This window comes from Azospirillum picis, assembly GCF_017876115.1.
Lineage (GTDB): Bacteria > Pseudomonadota > Alphaproteobacteria > Azospirillales > Azospirillaceae > Azospirillum > Azospirillum picis.
Genome location: NZ_JAGINO010000025.1, coordinates 93,792 through 107,201, shown reverse-complemented (window position 1 = coordinate 107,201; position 13,410 = coordinate 93,792). Strand labels below are relative to the sequence as shown.

12 protein-coding genes and 1 pseudogene are annotated in these 13,410 nt (G+C 67.3%); 6 read left to right on the top strand and 7 right to left on the bottom strand.

What is annotated here, in order from left to right:
* Positions 1-190, top strand: a pseudogene (locus J2850_RS26465) (methyl-accepting chemotaxis protein); the annotation flags it as partial.
* Between the two features lie 51 nt (positions 191-241).
* Here J2850_RS26465 and J2850_RS26460 read toward each other — a convergent pair.
* The 4 genes from J2850_RS26460 to J2850_RS26445 all read right to left on the bottom strand — a co-directional run bounded on the left by J2850_RS26460 (position 242) and on the right by J2850_RS26445 (position 4,891).
* Entirely contained in the window at positions 242-994 is a 753-nt protein-coding gene (locus tag J2850_RS26460; protein ID WP_209988822.1) for an arginyltransferase, read from the bottom strand.
* Positions 995-1,060: 66 nt separating this feature from the next.
* The gene (locus J2850_RS26455; protein ID WP_209988819.1) at positions 1,061-2,038 is read right to left on the bottom strand and encodes an alpha-E domain-containing protein; all 978 of its coding nucleotides are present in this window, start codon (positions 2,036-2,038) and stop codon (positions 1,061-1,063) included.
* Positions 2,035-3,423, bottom strand: coding sequence for a circularly permuted type 2 ATP-grasp protein (locus J2850_RS26450; RefSeq protein WP_246513583.1), 1,389 nt, complete (start codon positions 3,421-3,423; stop codon positions 2,035-2,037). Before J2850_RS26450 ends, J2850_RS26455 begins: the two co-directional genes overlap by 4 nt.
* 289 nt (positions 3,424-3,712) lie before the next feature.
* Positions 3,713-4,891 carry a flagellar motor protein MotB gene (locus J2850_RS26445; RefSeq protein WP_209988817.1) on the bottom strand — a complete coding sequence of 393 codons (1,179 nt, stop codon included), beginning with the start codon at positions 4,889-4,891 and terminating at the stop codon, positions 3,713-3,715.
* A 279-nt stretch (positions 4,892-5,170) separates the two neighbouring features.
* On the opposite strand from J2850_RS26445, the gene J2850_RS26440 reads away from it, so the two are divergent.
* Positions 5,171-5,737, top strand: a complete 567-nt coding sequence (locus tag J2850_RS26440) for a flavin reductase family protein (RefSeq protein ID WP_209988814.1) — start codon at positions 5,171-5,173, stop codon at positions 5,735-5,737.
* Positions 5,738-5,742: 5 nt separating this feature from the next.
* Here the strand turns inward: J2850_RS26440 and J2850_RS26435 are convergent, their stop codons facing one another.
* Both J2850_RS26435 and J2850_RS26430 read right to left on the bottom strand, forming a co-directional pair.
* Positions 5,743-7,164 (bottom strand): FAD-dependent oxidoreductase, encoded by a 1,422-nt coding sequence (locus tag J2850_RS26435; protein WP_307354535.1) that lies wholly within the window; start codon positions 7,162-7,164, stop codon positions 5,743-5,745.
* A gap of 76 nt (positions 7,165-7,240) precedes the next feature.
* On the bottom strand, positions 7,241-8,338 hold the full coding sequence (locus tag J2850_RS26430) for a polysaccharide pyruvyl transferase family protein (protein ID WP_209988812.1): 1,098 nt from the start codon (positions 8,336-8,338) through the stop codon (positions 7,241-7,243).
* A 239-nt stretch (positions 8,339-8,577) separates the two neighbouring features.
* Here J2850_RS26430 and J2850_RS26425 point away from each other — a divergent pair, with 239 nt between their 5' ends.
* Positions 8,578-10,530: an acetoacetate--CoA ligase gene (locus tag J2850_RS26425; protein WP_209988809.1), complete on the top strand. Its 1,953-nt coding sequence runs from the start codon at positions 8,578-8,580 to the stop codon at positions 10,528-10,530.
* Entirely contained in the window at positions 10,527-11,000 is a 474-nt protein-coding gene (locus J2850_RS26420) for a hypothetical protein (RefSeq protein ID WP_307354536.1), read from the top strand. Before J2850_RS26425 ends, J2850_RS26420 begins: the two co-directional genes overlap by 4 nt.
* Positions 11,001-11,063: 63 nt before the next feature.
* Here the strand turns inward: J2850_RS26420 and J2850_RS26415 are convergent, their stop codons facing one another.
* Positions 11,064-12,083: a TerC family protein gene (locus J2850_RS26415; protein WP_209988807.1), complete on the bottom strand. Its 1,020-nt coding sequence runs from the start codon at positions 12,081-12,083 to the stop codon at positions 11,064-11,066.
* A 411-nt stretch (positions 12,084-12,494) separates the two neighbouring features.
* On the opposite strand from J2850_RS26415, the gene J2850_RS26410 reads away from it, so the two are divergent.
* A complete protein-coding gene (locus tag J2850_RS26410; RefSeq protein ID WP_209988804.1) occupies positions 12,495-12,770 on the top strand; it encodes an HU family DNA-binding protein in 276 nt (91 codons plus the stop codon).
* A gap of 35 nt (positions 12,771-12,805) precedes the next feature.
* The gene (locus J2850_RS26405) at positions 12,806-13,216 is read left to right on the top strand and encodes a Ros/MucR family transcriptional regulator (RefSeq protein ID WP_209988803.1); all 411 of its coding nucleotides are present in this window, start codon (positions 12,806-12,808) and stop codon (positions 13,214-13,216) included.
* The last annotated feature ends 194 nt before the right edge of the window (positions 13,217-13,410 follow it).

The following is a 13,410-nucleotide window of genomic DNA, read 5'->3' as shown; positions in this document are numbered from 1 at the left end:
CCGCAACGTCCAGCAGGCCGCCTCCGGCACGCAGGAGGTCTCAGGCAGCATCGTCCAGGTCAATCAGGCCGCCGACGAGGCCGGCAGCGCCGCCGGCCAGGTGCTCACCGCGGCAAGCGAGCTGTCGCGCCAAGCCGAGATGATGCGACGCGACGTCGAGACCTTCCTCGGCGACATCAAGGCCGCCTGACCGCCGGGCGGGGCAGCAGGGAGCGGGGAGCGTCGCCGCCCCGCCCCGCTCCTAATCCAGTCCGCCGGCATCCGGCCCGACCGGCATGGCGCGCCAGCCGTCGTCGCCGAGACATTCCAGCGGGTGGAACTTGGCCTTGTAGGCCATCTTGCGGCTGTGAGCGATCCAGTAACCGAGATAGACGTAGGGCATGCCGGCAAGCCGGGCCCGCTCAATCAGGCCAAGGATCATGAAGGTGCCGAGGCTGCGGCGATCCTGGGCGGCATCATAGAAGCTGTAGACCGCCGAATACCCGTCGGCCAGCCGGTCGGTCAGCATGCAGCCGATCAGCCGGCCCTGCTCGTCGCGGGCCTCCAGCAGGTTGGTGTCCGCCCGCCCCTCGTCCACCATGGCGGCGAAGTCCCCCATCGCCATGCGGGCCATGTCGGAATCGCCGTGACGGGAGTTCTGGTAGAGCGCGAACAGCCGGTACTGTTCCGATGTGGCATAGGCCGGCCGTTCGCTCAACGTCAGCCCGGCATTCAGCTTCAGCACCCGCCGCTGCGACCGCGAGGGGATGAATTCGCCGACCGGCACCCGAACCGGCACGCAGGCTTGGCAGTTCGGACAGACCGGCCGGTAGACGATGTCATGGCTGCGGCGGAAGCCGGCCCGCGACAGGGTGGAATTGACCTCCGTCGCGTAGGGGCCGATCAGCCGGGTGAACAGCTTGCGCTCCACGCGCCCGGGCAGGTAGGGACACGGCATCGGCCCCGACCGGAAGAACTGCTGCAAGGGACGCTGGGGCGGCTGGATGACCGACATTCTGACCGCGAACCATCACGACTGTGACCGGGAGGCGGAGGGGGGCTTCCCCTCCGCGGCGGCAGCTTACTGCGACTGGCTCTGAACTGCCAGAGGCGGCTGGAAGCCGAAGAACGCCTGCGCGATCTCCGTGGTGATGCGGCTCAACTGAAGCTGTATCCAATCGAGATATTCGTGCAGTCCATCCCGCAGCACCGCGTCGATGGGGCGCGACATGAGCGCCGCCAGCAGTTCGTCCACCTGCTCCATCGCCGCGGCCCCGCCCCGCATCTCGTAGCGCGAACGCATCCGGGTGAGGACGCCGTCGATCTGGCGGACGCACATCACCAGCGAGCGCGGGAAGCCTTCGTTGTACAGCATGAAGCCCGCCACCGTGGCCGGCGACATGCCGCGCGGATAGACGCGGCGGAAGGCGTGATAGCCGGCGGTGGAGCGGAGCACCGTCATCCATTGGCTGGCGTCCAGCGGCGAACCGACGTCCAACGGCGAGGGCAGCAGCGTGTGGTACTTGATGTCGAGCAGGCGCGTTGTCTGGTCGGCCCGCTCGATGTACTTGCCCATCTGGTAGAAGTACCAGCCCTGGTCGCGGTAGAAGGTGCCCTCGGTGATGCCGGAGTGGGTCTGGCACTCCTCCTTGATCCAGGTGCAGATCTTGGACAGGTTCTGCGCCGCGACGTCCTTGACGGACATCTCAAGCAGCTTGTTGTGGAACACGTTGATCTGCGTCCACATCTCGGTCGAGATCCAGGGACGCAGGGTCCGCGCGTTCTCCCGCGCCATGCGCAGCATCGACAGCAGCGAGTTCTGGTTCTGCGCGTCGAACATGTAGTAGTGGACCACCGCATCCGCCGTCGGACGGTCGTGGCGGCTGAAGAAGTCCTTCTCGTCCGCGTTCAGTTGGACGATGGAGAACCAGTTGGTGGCGCCGCGGGTGTCGCGCGCAAAGGTCTCGTGCACGTCGAGGATGCGGGCCATGTTCTCGGCCCGCTCCATGTAGCGGGCCATCCAGAAAATGCACTCGGCATAACGGGCGAGCAGGTTCATGCCGCACCACCTTCCAGAACCCAGGTGTCCTTCGAGCCGCCGCCCTGGGACGAATTGACGATCAGCGTTCCCTTCTTCAGCGCCACGCGCGACAGGCCGCCCGGCAGGACCCAGGTGCTCTTGCCGGTGATGGCGAAGGGACGCAGGTCGACGTGGCGCGGCTCGATGGCGTCGTCGCAGACCGTCGGGCAGACCGACAGGTCGACGACCGGCTGGCTGATGTAGTTGGCCGGATCGGCGAGCAGCTTGGCCCGGCAATCCTCCAGCTCGGCCTTGCTGGCGCGCGGGCCGATGGTGATGCCGTAGCCGCCGGCCTCGCCGACCGGCTTGACCACAAGTTCGCTCAGGTGGTCGAGCGTGTATTGCAGCGCATCGTCCTCGCGGCAGATGCGGGTGTCGACGTTGGGGATGATCGGGTCCTGGTCCAGGTAGTACTTGATCATCCGGGGAACGTAGCAGTAGACCGCCTTGTCGTCGGCGACGCCGGTTCCGATCGCGTTGGCCAGCGCCACGTTGCCCTTGCGGTAGGCCTCCAGGATGCCCGGCACGCCCAGCAGGCTGTCGGGATTGAATGCCTGGGGATCGAGGAAGGCATCGTCGAGCCTGCGGTAGATCGAATGGACCGGCGCCAGACCGTTGGTGGTCTTCATGTAGACGCGGTCGTTCTCCACCACGAGGTCGCGCCCCTCCACCAGCGGCACGCCCATCTCGCGGGCAAGGAAGATGTGCTCGAAATAGGCGGAATTGTAGGTGCCCGGCGACAGCAGCACAACTTGCGGGTCATCGACGCCCTGCGGCGCGATCTCGACCATGGCGTCGAGCAGCCGGTGGCCGTAATTGTCGACGGGGCGGATGCCGATGTCCTGCATCAGGTCGGGGAAGACCCGCTGCATCATGTGCCGGTTCTCCACGACGTAGGACACGCCCGAGGGCACGCGGCCGTTGTCCTCCAGCACCCGGAAGGTGCCGTGCCGGTCGCGCACCAGGTCGGTGCCCATGATGTGGATGTAGGTGTCGAAGGGAACGTCCAGCCCGATCATCTGCGGCCGGAAATTATGGTTTCCCTCCACCAGCTCGCGCGGGATGATGCCGTCCCGCAGGATCTTCTGGTCGTGATAGATGTCGTGCAGGAACAGGTTCAGCGCAGCCACGCGCTGCTTGACGCCCGCCTCCAGGTGCGACCACTCCGGCGCGGAGATCACGCGCGGGATCACGTCGAACGGCAGGATGCGGTCGACGGCGTCCTTGTCGGAATAGACGATGAAGGTGATGCCGAGGTTGTAGAGCTCCCGCTCCGCATCCTGGGCGCGCCTGCGCAGCTCCTCGAAGTCGAGCGCTGCCAGCCGCTGTCGGATCAGCGCCGTGTGTTCGGCCGGCAAATCCATCGATCCGAACAGTTCATCGAAGTACAGCCCGGGATCATAGGATGACAAAAGGTCGGACGGTTTGCCCTCGGGTACGCTCACAGACTCCCCCGCGCTTGTATCTGACCGATCGTCGTGGGCCGGTCGGCATTGCGCCGGCCCCGGCCGCATTGTGCAGGAAGTATGACCCATCGCCGCGCGATTTGAACAGGGCATTCGAGCGTTCTGTTGTGCGACGCAATGGTAAAGCAAGAATTCAAGCAGGAGAGCTTAAGGATTTTAGCGCCAAAGTACCGGCTTGGTCCGGCTATTACCGTGCTTTGGTCGTATTCGGCGAGGAAGTCGGGCCGGTTGCTGCGGGGGATTGCCCGCCTGCCGCCGGCGCGGCCTGGGTTTCGCGCAGCAGGACCATCGTTATGCGGCGGTTGCGCGGGCTGTTGGGCTGGTCGGGCACCAGCGGATCTCGGTCGGCCTTGCCGACGACATCCTGGATTCTCGTCGGATCGATGCCGCCGGCCAGCAGGGCGCGCCTGGTCGCATTGGCCCGTTCGGTGGAGAGATCCCAGTTGTCGCGTCCCGCCCCCGACCCGAACGGCGTGGAGTCGGTGTGGCCGCTGATCGACAGCCGGTTCGGCAGCTTCGACAGCGCCTTGGCCACCTGCTGCACCAGTTGGCGCGTCTGCGGGTACATCTGGCCCGAACCGCCCGGGAACATCGAAACCCGGTCCTGGTCGACGATCTGGATGCGCAGGCCGTCGGGGGTCTGGTCGATCATCAGGTTCTGGGCCAGCGGCTCCAGTTCCGGCACCGACTGGATGGCCTGGCGGATCTCGCTGGCCGCCTGCTGGAACTGGCGCGCCTCCTTGGCGGCGCCCTGCAGGCTGTCGGCCGCCTCCTTCACGCGGTCGGCGAAGTCCGACAGCCGTTCGCCGGACTTCTGCCCGGGAATGCCGAGCTGCTTGGCCAGCTCCTCCATCCGCTTCTGGTACTCGCCCCGCGTCTCGTTGGGCTTCTGGTCGCCGAGGTCGGTGGCCTCGCCGGCCGAGGCGCTGCCGTTGGCGGCGGCGTTGCTTCCCGACTGGCCGGGCCCGGTCCCCTGCCCGGGGCCGGAGGCGGACTCGGTGGGATCGTCGGCGTCCTCCGTCTGCTGGGCGGAATAGCCGGGCGGACCGGACACCGGCACGTCGGCCGACATGGGCGAACTGGGCGAAACCTGGGCGCCCGGCACGGTGATCGTCTTGCCGCCGAGCATGCCGCCGGAGCCCGACTGCTCGCGGCTGACCGACACGGGCGAGAAATAGTCGGCGATGCCCTTGCGCTGGTCCGAGGTGGTGACGTTCAGCAGCCACAGCAGCAGGAAGAATGCCATCATCGCGGTCACGAAGTCGGCATAGGCCACCTTCCAGGCGCCGCCATGATGGCCCCCGTGCCCGCCCTTCTTCTTCTTGATGATGATCGGCCGCTCGTTGCCGCCGGAATTCCCGCTCATGCCCTGGCCGTGGCGAAAGGTTCGGGGCCCGAAGGCCCTGTCACCCCGGCGGCCGTCCCGCGCACCAGGGCACGGCTGTCGCCGCCGCTGAACCGTGCAGGGGTTTGATTAAGATCCGTTTAATGACGTTGTCTGGGGCGCGATCCGGGCTTGCCACGGGGTGCGTGCTGGATTAATTCCCCGGATTTCCTACCTTGAGTGTTCACCGGCCGGCTCTGCCGTCCCGGCCACGCCACCGCCGCCAGCGCGACCACAGCGCGGGACGCCCACAGGACGCCCATGACCCCTGAACAGCCGACCTCCGAACAGGCGACCGCCGACAACCTGACCGCCGAAAGCCCGGCCTCCGAAAGCCCGGCTGCCGAAAACCCGATCGATCCCCGGGCGTTCCGTTCCGCCCTCGGCTGCTTCGCCACCGGGATCGCCGTCATCACCACCATCGCACCGGACGGCCTTCCGATCGGCGTGACGGTGAACTCCTTCTCCTCGGTGTCTCTCGATCCGCCGCTGGTGCAGTTCTGCATCGGGCGGGCCGCGATGTCCTTCGCGGCCTTCACCACGGCGCGGCACTTCGCGGTCAACATCCTGGCCGCCGACCAGCAGGACATGTCGTCCCGCTTCTCCCGCCGCGACCTGCAGGAGCGTTGGAGCGGCCTGGACATCATCACCGGCCGCGGCGGCGTCCGCCTGCTGCCCGGCTGCCTCGCCACGCTGGAATGCGACCGCGAGCACCTCTACGACGGCGGCGACCATCTCATCGTCGTCGGCAGGGTGCGCAACCTGACGGCCCGCGAGGACGGCGAGCCGCTGCTGTATTTCCGCGGCGCCTACGCCCACCTGACCTGACCCGCCTACTCCACCGGCCGCAGCATCGCGCCCTGGCGCAGCAATTCCGCCTGCACCGCCCGGTGATGGATGTCGCGCGGCTGTTCGGTCCGCCGGCTGGCGAAGGCCGCGCAGACGCCGGCCGCCTGCCCCGTCGCCATGCAGGTGGGCGTGACGCGGTAGGAGGAATGGGCCTCGTGGCTGCCGGAGATGCAGCGGCCGGCGACCAGCAGGTTGTCCACGCCCTTGGGCAGCAGGGCGCCCATCGGGATTTCGTACCACTCCCCGGACGGCACACGCTTCAGTGTCGTGCCCTTGCCGGTCGGGCTGTGGATATCGACCGGGTAGGTGCCGCGCGCCACCGCGTCGTCGAACTTGGCGGCGCCCAGCACGTCCTCCACGCTCATGCGGTACTGGCCGACGATGCGGCGGGTCTCGCGCACGCCGGCGGCGACGCCGGTCTGGCACAGGTGGGACTCGGCGAAGCCCGGCACGTACCTCTTCATGAATGCGGCGATCTGTGCCGCCTGCCGCCGGCTTTCCCACTCCGCCCGCGTCAGGTCGAAGACGTCGGTGCCGAGCACGCCGGTGACGCGGGTGCAGTTCAGCGCCACTTCGTCGGGATGGGTGGTGCCGAAGAACAGGATGTCCTCGCGCGCGAGCGCCAGATCGCCGTTGGCGGTCGCCTTCGACACCAGGTCCCACAGCCCGTGGACGCCGCGCCATTGCGTCGGGTTCTCGTGCACGAAGGCGGAGAAGAGGCCATGGTCGAAACCGACCATGCGGAACATCAGCGTCATCGGCTGGGTCAGCCCGTCCTCCTCGCGGCCGATCTCGTAGTCGGCGCCGGACAGGGCGGCGATGTCGCCGTCTCCGGTGCAGTCGACGATGGTCGCCGCTTCGATCACCAGCGGCCCGGACTTGGTCTCGAAGACGACGCCGGACGGACGGCCGCACTCGCCGACGATGCCCGATGCGAAGGCATGCAGCAGCACCCGCACGCCGGCCTCGTCCAGAACCTCCTGCGACACCGCCTTCAGGATTTCCGGATCGAACGGCACGGTGAAGCCGGTGTCCGCGGACGGCGGGATGGCCCCGTGGGCGGCATAGAGCCGGCCGAGGAACACGGCCAGCGCCCCGCCCACCACCGGCTCGCCCGGACCATGGTCCTGCGGCATCAGCTTGGTGTTGTCGACCTCGGCGACGGAGCCGCGCTGGGTGTAGAAGCTCATCCAGGGCATCACCAGCGCCACGGTGGCGTTGCCGCCGAGGAAGCCGTAGCGCTCGACCAGGATGGTGTCCGCGCCCGCCTGCGACGCGCCGATCGCCGCCGCCATCCCCGCCGGGCCGCCGCCGACGACCAGCACGTCGCAGCGCCCGACGCGGGTGGCGGAACGCGGCGGCAGCGTGATGGTGGCAGGGTTGTGGGGCAGCGTCAGGACGGGCACGGGTCGATCTCCCAGTTTCGTTGCGCCACTTGGCGACGAGGGCGTTACGTCCCCTGGCGACGAGGGGGCGGCCGGATCAGGTGGTGCCGCGCGTGGCGAGGGGGGCGGTCCGGCGGGCGAGCTCCTGCAGGTGCGGGACGCGGTCGCGCAGCAGCGCCTGCTGGTCGGCCCGGTGGTCCCACAGCCGGTCGAGGTCGGCCAGGAAGGTGCCGGCGGTGGTGTGGGCGGCGGTGGAGCGCGGCTCCATTCCCAGCGACCCCAGGAAGTCCGCCACTTTGGAGGCATAGGGCAGCGCCATCACCGGCGTGCCGGTGATGGCGGCGAAGATCAGGAAATGCAGGCGCATGCCCAGCACGAGGTGGAGATGCTCCATCAGCCCGATGATCTGCCGCGGGCTGTACTGGTACTTCAGCAGATGCGCGCGCTCGGCCATGCTCATATGGCCCATCACGCGGTGCGCCTCGCGGACGTCGGCGCGCTCCATCGGGACGAACAGGACGTCGGCGTCGAAGCGCTCAACGATGAAGTCGGCGGCCTCGGCCAGAAGCTGGTGGTAGGCCGCCTCCGACAGCTCCGGTGCCGCCCCGCCGCGTTCGCGCACCGACAGCCCGACCAGCGGGCGGCCGCGCGGGATGCCGGCCTCCGCCAGCATCTCGGCGGTGAAGGGCTCCGGCGTCAGCAGCAGCGCCGGGTCGGCAGTGACCTCCACCGGCACCCGGACCCCAATCTCCTCGATCAGCCGCTTCGCCGACGGCTCGCGCACGGTGATGCCGTCCATCTGGTCGAGGCCGGCGCGCACGGCGTCGCGTTCCGTCTGGTGCTTCAGCGGCCCGACGCCGATGGCGAAGGTGCGGGTCGGGATGCCCAGCCGCTGGGCGATGGTGACCTCGCGCAGGTAGGTCTGCGCCTCGCTGTCGTAGAGGATGCCTCCGCCGCCCAGCAGCAGCAGGTCCAGCCTTTCCACCTCGGGCATGATCTCGTCGCGCATCGCCTCGCGCGGGTTCAGGACCCGGTCGACGGCATGGTTGGCGCGCGTGTGCTCCGCATCGCGGGTGAAGACGACGATTTCCACCCCCGGCACCGTCGCGCGCAGTTGCTCGACCGCCGAGGTCAGGATCGCTTCGTCCCCGAGGTTCAGGCCACCGTAGGAGCCCGATATTCCGATCACCGCCATCACGCCCCCCCCCGACAGCTCCGCGCCCTTGCAGCCGGCGCCATCCAGGGAAAACCCGGCGCGTCGCGGTGAAGTTCCCTGTGCCCGCGGCAGCACGATTGTTCAGCGAATGCAACGCTTAAGACCAGACAAGCCGCGGGAAGCTGCGCTATGCTGCCCTGCAATCCGCGGGGCGAAGCACCCGCATGGGCCAAGAGCATCGACAGCAAGACCGACAACGAAGCCTGAGGGAACCGAGAATGGACACTCCGCTGTGGAGCCCGAGTGAGGAACGCGTCGCGCAGTCCAACCTGACCGCCTTCCGCGAGGCGGCGAATGCGCGCTTCGGGCTGCGGCTGGACGACTACGAGGCGCTCTACAACTGGTCCATCGCCGAGAAGGAGCGCTTCTGGCGTTACCTGTGGGAATGGGCCGGACTGACCGGCGAGCTCGGCGCGGTCGACCTGCTCGACGGCGACAGGATGCCGGGCGCCCGCTGGTTTCCCGAGGCGAGCCTGAGCTACGCCGAAAACCTGCTCGCCGGCGCGCCGGACGGCGATGCGGTCGTCTTCTGGGGCGAGGACAAGGTGAAGTACCGCTGGAGCGGGGCCGAGCTGAAGGACACGGTGTCCCGGCTCCAGCAGGCGCTGAAGGCCACGGGCGTCGGCAAGGGCGACCGGGTGGCCGCCATCATGCCGAACATGCCGGAAACCCTGGCGGCCATGATCGCCACCGCCAGCCTGGGCGCGGTCTGGTCCTCCTGCTCGCCCGACTTCGGCGTGCAGGGCATCACCGACCGCTTCGGGCAGATCGAGCCGAAGGTGGTCTTCGCCCCCGACGCCTACTGGTACAACGGCAAGAGCCACGACGTCCGCGCCAAGGTGGCGCAGGTCCTGACGGACCTGCCGACCGTCGCCGCCACGGTGATCGTGCCCTACGTCGACAAGGCGCCCGACCTGTCGATGGTCCCGGGCGCGGTCGGCTTCGAGGACTTCATGGCGCCCTACCGGGCCATGGAGCCGAGCTTCGAGCGGGTGGCCTTCGACCATCCGCTGTTCATCCTCTATTCGTCCGGCACCACCGGCAAGCCCAAGTGCATCGTCCACGGCACCGGCGGCGCCCTTCTGCAGCATGTGAAGGAGCACCGGCTGCACTGCGACCTGAAGCCCGGCGACCGCCTCTTCTACTTCACCACCTGCGGCTGGATGATGTGGAACTGGCTGGTGACCGGCATCGCGTCGGGCGCGACCCTGGTGCTGTATGACGGGTCGCCCTTCGCGCCCGACGGCAACATCCTGTTCGATTATGCCGACGCGGAGAAGGTCACGCTGTTCGGGACCTCGGCGAAGTTCATCCAGTCGCTGGAGAAGTCTGGGCTGGAGCCGGTCCGGACCCATTCGCTCGCCAGCCTGCGCACCCTGACCTCCACCGGCTCGCCGCTGATGCCGGAGAACTTCGAGTTCGTCTACCGCGCCATCAAGCGGGATCTCCATCTCGCCTCCATCAGCGGCGGCACCGACATCATGTCCTGCTTCGTGCTCGGCAACCCGATCGCCCCGGTCTGGAAAGGCGAGATCCAGACTCGCGGGCTGGGAATGGCGGTGGAGGCGTTCGACGACAACGGCCACGCGGTGCGCGGAGAGAAGGGCGAACTGGTCTGCACCCGTCCCTTCCCCAGCATGCCCGTCGGATTTTGGGCCGATCCGGACGGGTCGAAATATCGTTCGGCCTATTTCGACCGCTTCGCCAACGTCTGGGTCCACGGCGACTTCATCGAGCAGACCGAGCATGGCGGCTGGGTGATCTACGGACGCTCCGACGCCGTTCTGAACCCCGGCGGCGTGCGCATCGGCACCGCGGAGATCTACCGGCAGGTGGAACAGCTTCCGGAGATCATGGAGGCGGTCTGCATCGGCCAGGAGTGGGACGGCGACGTCCGCGTCGTCCTGTTCGTGGTGCTGCGCGAGGGCATGACGCTGACCGAGGAGATGGCCGCGACCATCCGCAAGCGGATCAAGGACAACTGCTCGCCCCGCCACGTCCCGGCGAAGATCGTCCAGGTCGCCGACATCCCGCGCACCCGGTCCGGCAAGATCACCGAGCTGGCGGTCCGCGATGCCGTCCATGGCCGGCCGATCAAGAACACCGAGGCGCTGGCCAACCCGCAGGCGCTGGACGAGTTCCGCGACCGTGACGAGTTGACCGGGACGTGACGACCGGCCGCTCCAAGCCGACGCTGTTCCTCGACCTGGACGGCGTCCTCGCCGACTTCGACCGCGGCGTCGTCGCGACCACCGGCAAGCGTCCCGAGCAATTGGCGATGAAGGACATGTGGCGGGCATTGTCCCGCCACGACGACTTCTTCGGAACGCTGGAGTTCATGCACGACGCGCAGGAGCTGTGGGCATTCTGCGCGCCGCACCGGCCGACCATCCTGACCGGGCTGCCGCTCGGCAGTTGGGCACCGGAGCAGAAGAAGCGATGGGTCGCCCGGATGCTCGGCGCCCATGTGCCGGTCATCACCTGCATGGCGCGCGACAAGGCGCGCTATGCGACACCGGGATCGGTGCTGGTCGACGACCGGGAGAAGGCGCGCGCGCCCTGGGAAGCGGCGGGCGGGCACTTCATCCTGCACCGAAGCGCCGCCGGCAGCATCGCGGAGCTGGTCGCGCTCGGCTTTTGAAAAGGCGTCGTGGAGGGGGCATGACGGCCCCCTCCACGATCGTGCATCGCTTATGGCTTCGCCTTACTCGGCGGGAGCCGCCTTCCTCTCCTGGCTGGTCTTCCACAGGGAGACCAGCACGCCGCCGCCGATCAGGGCGAAGGTGACGCCAAGCGCGATCAGCGGGTCGGGCTTGGCGACGAGCTGGGTATAGAAGATCTTGCCGCCGATGAAGACCAGAACCAGGGCCAGCGCGTATTTCAGGTAGCGGAAGCGATGGACCATGGCCGCCAGCGCGAAGTAGAGGGCGCGCAGGCCGAGGATCGCGAAGATGTTGCTGGTGTAGACCAGGTAGGGATCGGTGGTGATGGCGAAGATCGCCGGAACGCTGTCGACCGCGAAGACCAGGTCGGCGAGTTCCACCATGATCAGCGCCAGCAGCAGCGGCGTCGCCGCCCAGCGGGCCGCGCCGCCACCTCCGTTGCCGCTGCCGCTTCCGTTGTCACTGGGGACCTTGACCAGGAAGTGATGGCCGTGGAAGCGGTCGGTGACGCGGATGTGCCGCTTCAGGAAGCGCAGCACCACGTTGTCGCCGAGGTCCGTCTGCTCGTCGGACGACGCGAACAGCATCTTCACGCCGGTCAGCAGCAGGAAGGCGCCGAACACGTAGAGGACCCAGTGGAACTCGGACACGAGGGCGGCGCCGGCGGCGATCATCAGGCCGCGCAGGAAGATGACGCCCAGGATACCCCAGAACAGGACCCGATGCTGCAGCGCTCGCGGCACGGCGAAGTAGCTGAATATCAGCGATATGACGAAGACGTTGTCGAGCGACAGGCTCTTCTCGACGAAGAAGCCGGTGTAATATTGCAATCCGGCTTCACTGCCCATCGACCACCATATCCAACCGCCGAACAGCACCGCGATGGTGATATAGAAGGCAGACAGCTTCAGGCTTTCCCCGACGCCGATCTCGTGGTCGCGCCGGTTCAGCACTCCCAGGTCGAGCGCAAGCAGCGTGAGGACGACGCCGACGAAAACAAGCCAAATCCAGACAGGTTTTCCCAAAAATTCGAGAAAGACCGGTGCGATCACACTGTCCATCGCAAAACCCACTTGATGACGCTGCGTCAGCGAAGAGATCAAGCGGTTCCGACATCACGACCGACGCCTCGGTCGCCAGAGGGGCCCGGACCCGAATGCCTTGCCAGATGGTGTTTCCTTTGCACCAGTCAAGACTGCCCAAGTCCTCGCCACGGCACTTGGGGCACCGCGGTGCGACAGACAGTACGAGTCGCAGCGGAATCCCTGGAAATATACGGGGATGATGCGGTTGCAGCCGGCCACGGCGCTGCGAACACGCGGTCTTGATGCAGCTTCGCCACAGGTCGGGACAGAACAGAGGGCAAGAAAAACACCGTCGGTTGCCAAAACGTTGTTCGCTCTTGTGCGGATGGAGCCGTTCTGCCAATAACTCCGAAAAACCGAAACCAAACCGACCAAATGGAGTTTTGAATGAACCAGGCCGAGCTGATCGAGACCGTCGCCACCAATGCCGGCATCAAGAAGGCCGATGCAGCCAAGGTCGTCCAGGCGGTGTTCGAGGGCATCTCCGGCGCGCTGGGCCGTGGCGATGACGTCCGTCTGGCCGGTTTCGGCATTTTCGAGGTGGCCGAGCGCGCCGCACGCGAGGGTCGCAACCCCCGCACCGGCGAAGTCGTCGCCATTGCCGCCTCCAAGGCCCCGAAGTTCAAGCCTGCCAAGCAGCTCCGCGATCTGGTGAACGGCTGAGCCGACGGCCGCCACCCTCACTGGAGAGCGCAGTCATGACCATCGATCAAACCGAACTGCAGACGCTGACCGCCAGGGTCGTTGCCGCCTATGTCGGCAACAATTCCGTGCCGGTCCATGATCTGCCGACGCTGATCAACAGCGTCCAGACCGCTTTCCGTTCCCTCGGCGAAGAGAAGCCGGCTCCGGCGAAGACGGAACTGGTTCCTGCCGTGGCGATCAAGAAATCGGTGACCCCCGAGTTCATCGTCTGCCTGGAGGACGGAAAGAAGCTGAAGATGCTCAAGCGGCATCTGAAGACCGTCTACGACATGACGCCGGACGAATACCGCAGCAAGTGGGGTCTGCCGCCGGAATATCCGATGGTGGCGCCGAACTACGCCAAGGCGCGCTCGGAGATGGCGACCAAGCTCGGCCTCGGCCGGAAGCGCGCTGCCGCGGACTGAGCGGCGGCCAAGTTGATTGAAGGCGCCGGCCAAGGGCGCCGACGGACGACGATTGAGGGCGCGCCCGCGGGGCGCGCCCTTTTCTTGTGGCGCTTGGCAGGCCGGTGTCCTTGCAACCGGTCTGCCGGGCATCGCCGCTGCCGTCGGCACGGCGGTCTGCCCCGAAGTCATAACCGGCAGCCTATGACCAAGGT